This is a genomic window from Caballeronia catudaia (genome assembly GCF_001544755.2).
GTDB lineage: Bacteria > Pseudomonadota > Gammaproteobacteria > Burkholderiales > Burkholderiaceae > Caballeronia > Caballeronia catudaia.
In genome coordinates, this window is the sequence record NZ_FCOF02000095.1 from 1 (window position 1) to 6,529 (window position 6,529).

General features: G+C 59.2%; 4 protein-coding genes and 1 pseudogene. 3 read left to right on the top strand and 2 right to left on the bottom strand.

Translation table 11 applies throughout. The features are described from left to right. Positions 1 to 472 precede the first annotated feature (472 nt). From AWB75_RS35780 to AWB75_RS35790, 3 genes and pseudogenes are all read left to right on the top strand, one after another. Positions 473 to 1,318, top strand: a complete 846-nt coding sequence (locus AWB75_RS35780; RefSeq protein WP_143746669.1) for a class I SAM-dependent methyltransferase — start codon at positions 473 to 475, stop codon at positions 1,316 to 1,318. Positions 1,319 to 2,210: 892 nt separating this feature from the next. After that, positions 2,211 to 3,251: a GDSL-type esterase/lipase family protein gene (locus tag AWB75_RS35785; protein ID WP_235012425.1), complete on the top strand. Its 1,041-nt coding sequence runs from the start codon at positions 2,211 to 2,213 to the stop codon at positions 3,249 to 3,251. 379 nt (positions 3,252 to 3,630) lie between these two features. Beyond that, positions 3,631 to 3,854, top strand: a pseudogene (locus AWB75_RS35790) (transposase domain-containing protein); the annotation flags it as partial. A 412-nt stretch (positions 3,855 to 4,266) separates the two neighbouring features. Here the strand turns inward: AWB75_RS35790 and AWB75_RS35795 are convergent. Both AWB75_RS35795 and AWB75_RS35800 read right to left on the bottom strand, forming a co-directional pair. Beyond that, complete coding sequence (locus AWB75_RS35795) at positions 4,267 to 5,349, bottom strand: TadG family pilus assembly protein (RefSeq protein WP_087087190.1); 1,083 nt, start codon at positions 5,347 to 5,349, stop codon at positions 4,267 to 4,269. Next, positions 5,342 to 5,776, bottom strand: coding sequence for a TadE/TadG family type IV pilus assembly protein (locus AWB75_RS35800; RefSeq protein ID WP_061128658.1), 435 nt, complete (start codon positions 5,774 to 5,776; stop codon positions 5,342 to 5,344). The genes AWB75_RS35795 and AWB75_RS35800 overlap by 8 nt, the downstream gene beginning before the upstream one ends. Positions 5,777 to 6,529: the final 753 nt, after the last annotated feature.

Genomic DNA, 6,529 nt, shown 5'->3' on the forward strand with positions numbered 1-6,529 from the left:
CGCGTTCCATTCGCCATTCGAGGTCTTCGCTGCGACACTTGCCTCAGCGAGCCAATCTCAAAGCGCTAAACATTAACCCCCCGTTGCGCTTCGGTTTGAAACCGCCCCCTCCCGGCCGAGTGGCCCGCGCGGAAGGTATTCCGACAGTCTGTTGGAGAGGGCGGGAATTTAGCTAACAACCCGTTCTTCGGGTAATTCCAGATGCTCAAAGGCGGACAGGGAGCATAACTTCAACGGCGTCATTCGGCTCCGCGCCGTCGATATATAACGGGTCCAAGACAGATCGGAGCCGCGGGTCCTCGTAATTGAATCTTCGTCGGGATTTATACATCGGTCGCGGCGTCTTGAGCGGGCCGGGACCTGCCACGGTCAAGACTTACTCCTAATGATGGGGACTTGGACCGGTAATCGCGACCCTTAGTCTATGGTTTCTATGCCTAAGTGAAGGCTAAAACCATCATAGGAATATTGAATGCGCGCGCGTTTTCCATGGCAGGCGAAGCTGGCTTCGAAAGTGATCGCGGCTAATTTGGGCGTTCCATATACGTTTTGGCGGCGTCATGGGATTTTCAAACTGGGCGCGATGCTGGATCCAAACTACGCTCGGAGTGTCTACGAGCATCACGTTGCTCACGCGAAGCCAATGGCGAAGACGCTTCTGGAACTCGGGCCGGGCGATTCTCTTTTCACAGCGGTGTACGCATATACGCGATTCGAAAGGAGCGTTTTGATTGATGCAGGATCCTTTGCCGAAACCGTTCCTAGCCCCTACCTTGCCTTAATTGACCAACTACGCAGCAAGGGCGAACGCATGCCTGACGTTTCGGAGGATTTTTCATCAGCGAGCGTGTTTGGCGCGCTGCACTGCACGTATTTAACAGATGGCGTTTCCAGCCTTTCCGAGGTAGATGACAGCGAGATTGATTTTTCATTTTCGCACTCGTGTTTGCAGCATATCCCGTTAGACCAATTCCAAATTCTCGCACGCGAACTGTACCGCGTAACCGCAAATGGCGGCACTGGCTCACATCTACTCGACTTCCGCGACATGCTTGCCGGGAGCCTGAATCATCTGCGCTTCTCGACTGCGACATGGGAGAGTAGTTTCTTAAAAAAAACGAACATCTACACGAACCGACTCAGATTGGGGCAGATCAGACACGCGTTCGAAGAAGCTGGATTTAAAGTAGAGATTCTTGAACAAAAGCGATGGGACGAATTGCCCGTCTCCAAGGCCCGCTTAAATCGAGGATTCAGATCAATGGAGGACGACGAACTGCTTTCGTACGGCGCCCATCTCTTAGTCCGTAAGGCGTAAAGCAGCGAAAGAGCGTGTGAACGGAGGGGGAGAGCCGGCTTGGGCCGCGTGTTTGTTTGTCTCTGCCGCGAGGTGCTCGATCGTCTCCTACAATGCCATGGATTTTTCCACATAAAACTACTTCTGTGTAATCGATCACCTCTGACTCGCGATCGGCATGAAGTGCTCGGGCCATCGTCGCGGCCACTCTGCGGGTCGAACTTCCGATCCTCCGACACTCGATCGACCGATCGGTCATCCGATGTACCTCCGGAAGCCGTCAGCCACGACCGTGCAGGCCGGACGGCTGAACTGGGTCGGGTGCTGACAGACATCGGCTTTTCAGCGGCGGAGCAATCAGATGGTGAGGCGTCGGACCTAGATCGGTCGGCTCCGCCCCGGACAATGGACGTCCGCAAGCTGATCGTAGCTGGCGTGTTTATCGGTATGATTGTCCACGCAAGGAGCCTCGTGGGTATAAAACGTGCACGTTTCGTCGAAGCGTTTGTTCAAGCATAGATTGAGGTTCTTGCGGTCCTCCAGACCGCTTTGAGAGGCACTCATGGACCGATTGCAAGGTTTGGAGGACAGCACTAGCGCGTGGTCTCGACGCGCGGTGATCGCGCTTTTGGCGGCGGTCTGTCTTTCCTGTGGTGGTGGCGGCGGCGCGGGCGGAGCCGGCGCGAGTGGGGGAACTGGCTCTGGCGGAACATCGGCGAGTGGTGGTGGCGGCGCGGGCGGAGCCGGCGCGAGTGGGGGGGCTGGCTCCGGCGGAACATCGGCGAGTGGTCCTGGCGGAGCATCGCAGAGTAGTTCCGGAGGAATGCCTATTGGCACGGCATCGATCGCGTGGATCGGTACCTGGGCTGTCGCACCATGGATCACTAATGCTCCGGGGTTTAACAACGAGACTGTGCGCCAGATCGTGCACACCAGCATTGGCGGTTCTGCCGTGCGTGTGCAGTTGTCGAACCTTTACGGGAGCGAGGCAGTCGTGATCGGCAACGTTTATGTTGCCCTGCGTGATAGCGGTCCCATTACGGTCGCCAGCAGTACGAGAACGGTGACGTTTGGAGGCCAACAAGGCGTGACACTGCCTGCAGGTGCGTCAATCGCAAGCGACCCTGTTCCCTTCGACGTGCCGTCACTCGCGGATATTGCAGTGAGCTTGTATCTTCCCGGCGGAACGCCACCTCATTCGACTGGCCACGACGGCTCGCTACAGGACGTCTACGTCGCGCCGGGCAACTTCAGTGCCGATCCGAGCTTCACCGGCTTCACCCCTAACCCTGCCGGTCAGGCATACTATTTTTTGACGAACGTCGATGTCCAAAACGCCAAGGCAACGGGCGCGGTGGTCGCATTCGGCGCGTCGATCACTGAGGGGTCTGCATCCAGCAGCAATGCTAATCGCCGCTGGCCGAACGATCTTGCCGTGCGCCTGTTCGACGCCGGCATGGCGATCGGTGTACTGAACGAGGGAATCAGTGGCAATAACTTTTTCACCGATGGCGCGGGCGAAGCGGGCCTCAATCGCTTCATTCGCGACGCGTTGGCCCAGCCGGGAGTGAAGTGGATTATCGTCTCCGACGATGCCGTCAACAACCTCAACACCGAGGCACCAGCCAGCGCGCAGGATCTGATCGCCGCGTTTAAAAAGTTGATCGACCGCGCGCATGTGGTCGACGTCAAGGTTATCTGCTCTACGCTGACGCCGTTTCGCGGCACGCCGTTCTGGACACCCGCGATCGAAGCTACACGGGAAGCGGTCAACGCGTTTGTGCTGAGCCCGTCGAGCGGCTGTGATGCCGTACTGGACCAGGCTCGCGCCGTGAGCAATCCCGCTGACCCAGCCTCCTTCCTGCCGGCTTTTAACAGTGGTGACAACCTGCATCCGAACGACGCTGGCATGCAGGCGATCGCCGACGCATTGGACCTTGATAGCCTCAAGTGATGACGTCATCTTGGATTTCTGAACCTGCGTGCACATTCTCAGCCAACGACGCTGGTGGTCCGATACCTCTATAGCAGGACACCGTCGCGCCATTCAAACGATGTCTGCGGGGAAATCGAGGCCGTTCACAACCGTTGGCTTGTTAAAGGACAGTTCGCAGCCGTTTAGCGAGCACACGCCCACGTCGACCGGCCACGCCGTGGGTCGCATAGAGCAACCGCCGCCGTTAATAGACTTGCTCTCCTGTCGAGACACGACAACGCGTGGCTGTGACGACGTTTAGTTCAGCAACGGCGAGCCCGCCTACGAGAATCGCCATCAAGCTGGACAAGCCATTTAGAGACACGGACAACTACCAGCCAGTCAATATGAACGACCCACTTCGAGAAGATCGTGGCTGTTCAGTGACACGGTTGATGGCGCAAAGGACAGCGCCACGATCTACAGCCCGGTGCTGACATGCCGGGCTTGCGGCGTCGAGCCGTCAGACTACCTGCTGCATGTACTCACGGAGCTGCCGCAGCGTGCGTCGGATGCGGCGTGACTGACCTGCTGCCGTTCAATTATGCGCGGCAACAGCAGGCCAAGGCGGAGACCGGCTGACTTACAGGCCGCGCGCCGGGTCAACGTGACTGCGCGCTTCGATTACCCCGATGCAGACTAACCGGTTGATATCGACCGCCGAGACTTGCAAATAATTCTCGATTCGGTGTGCTAAAGCTCGCGCTTACGAACGACCGAATGGCCGTTAGGCGTTGGAAGCTGCCGCTGGAGCCGTGGTTGGTCGAACGGCGGATGTGGGTCGGGTCCGGAAGGTAGGGCCGATGTCGCCGCAGATGCACGGAACTTAGCTGCGATCTTTGCCGACCGGCCACGGTCACTGGTTTCGCATGACCGGCCTGCCATTCAAGTGTCGCCTCCGCGTCACAAGCGGCTTTCCCAACGCAGCGATGATGAAAATCTGCAGTAGCCCGTCGGCATCTTGACGAATGTAGGTCTCAACAACGAGCGGGGCTCACTTCGCCAGGCGCGGCGCTAGGTAGGCGCCGTAATTCGGCCCGACACCTCCTCCCTGTACCGAAACCGGGAATCCGCCGACGAAGTGGCCCAGGATGTACTTGCCGCTGCCGCCCACGGACCCGTCGATATGAAAGGCGGCAAAAGCCACGATAGGCGCGTAGCTCTTGGTGGCGACCTGTGTGGCGACCGCGAGAACTACGGTTGAACCGACTGGCACGGTACTGTACAGCGTCGTCTTTGTGCCGGGCAGAATCCAGATGCCGTCGCCGATGGAAAGGGGCGTGGGATTGCCGTTCACCATCAGCCCACGGACCGTCGGAACGTTGTTGGCATCGACGAGAAACGATGTCCATTGCCCGGCGTTGCAAGAGCCGCCGTAGAGCTGGCCGTTGGTGATTTGGAATTGATACGGTTGGCCCGTCGACGGATTGATTTTCGGCTTGTTTGCCGTCGCATCCCAGTACAAGTCGAGGATGCATTTGTCGATGACAACGGGAAACACCCCGCCCGCGCTGACGCTGGACGGCGCAACGGCGACAGCGACCGCTGTGGCGCTGCTCGTGGTCGTGAGGACGTTGAGAAATCCGCCTAACAGCAACGCAATGGGCCCGCCGTTCCGTCCGGTATCGCGCATGACCGTCACTTGCACAGCCGGTACGTCGTAAAGACCCGGCGCGATCGTCTGCGCTTCGAGCGTCGACGGCGTGCCCGTCAGATTCCAGTACCCGGTTTGCACGGTGCCGCTCGAAAGCGTCACGCCATCCGACTTGTTTAACGAGGCAGCCGCGGTCGCCCCGCTGGCGGCATCCGCCCAGTCCGGGCCGTTCATACTCGCAGTCAGCTTTGCCGCGCCGGCCAGCGCCGAGGCATCGGCGGCGTTTTGCAGTTCGTTTCGCACCGTTATTAGACGGGGCACATTGATCGCGAGTGCGCCTAAGGCCATAAGCGCCGGTACGAACAGAAGAAACCATATCGCTACAGCGCCCTGTTCGCGTCGATATCGCAGCAGCACGATGTGTCGCGGCGTGCCGCGTACTCGCCTACCCGAGGGGCTCAAGCGCTCTTTGCCGCTATTCATATTTCATTACTGTTTGAGCTGTGATGGTTATCGGACCCGTCAGCGCGCTGAACGCGGAGCCAAGCACGAGGCCCGTATAGGTATAGCTAACCGTGACTTTGAGCGGATTGCCGGAATTGGTGCCCTGTGACTGGTCCACGGTCACGGTGGGCGACGTGGATGACGTGCCACCCGAGACCAGGCTATTCTGAGCATACGTCGTTGCGACTGACCGGACGGTACTCGCGGGCACACGAGGCGACTGCAGAACGATACCGGCGCGCGCGGCCTCTCGGCTAGCATTCGTGATAATCGCCTTGTCGCAAAGTAACAGGCTCATGTCAATAATGCCGAACAAGATCATGAGCAGGAACGGAAGGACCAAGACGAATTCAAGCGCGACAACTCCCTGCTCGTCTCGGATTAAACTCTGCCTGAATGACTTCATCGAACTGATCCTTGGAGGGCTGTACTAGCGAGTCGGCGGGTTCGTCACGGCGACGCGCCGCCGGGAGGGCCATAGGCTCTATCGGACTTCTCCCGTTCAACGGTTTAACGGCTGCGTCCGGCAAGTCTGAAGGGGCGTGCAGGCGCAAGAGGTGCCTCATGCGCCGCACACGCAGGCCGCTGCCCTCCGGCATGCGACCCTGAGGCGGCAACCCCGTGAACGACCGAAGAGGGTCGATTTTGCCCCCGTTGATCGCGAAGGGAAGTTTGCGCGCTTTGCCCTTCCGTCGGTGGCTTCATCGTCACGGAACCCTACAGTGTTGTTCACAAGTCGCGCTCGTCGTTAAATTCATGTTCTCTCGATGAGTACACGCTCTGCCGTGGCGTTGTGGCACGAGCGCCATGACGATATGCGAACAGGGTCTACGACCGGGGCAGCGCTGTTTCCGACGCACGAGGAAGGCGCCGTGGCCGTCCCCTAAGACCTTTCCTTCGGTGGGCAAGCGCTGCCCGTCAGTGCAGGTCCGTAGCTGACAACCTCCCCTGTGCGCGTCGGCGAGTTGGCGAGCCATCTGCATTTCGATGCTGTCTGGGTGGTCTGCATTTCCTGCGCTACACTCGTTGGTGTAAAACGAAGCCGTCGGGCGCAGCGGGAGAACGCGTCATGAGCCGGCCGTTGGAAGAAGAAATCTCACGCGCGCCGCGCGCCACATCGGCGAGGCGCTGGATCGCATGGCTCTTCGCCATCGCGGGC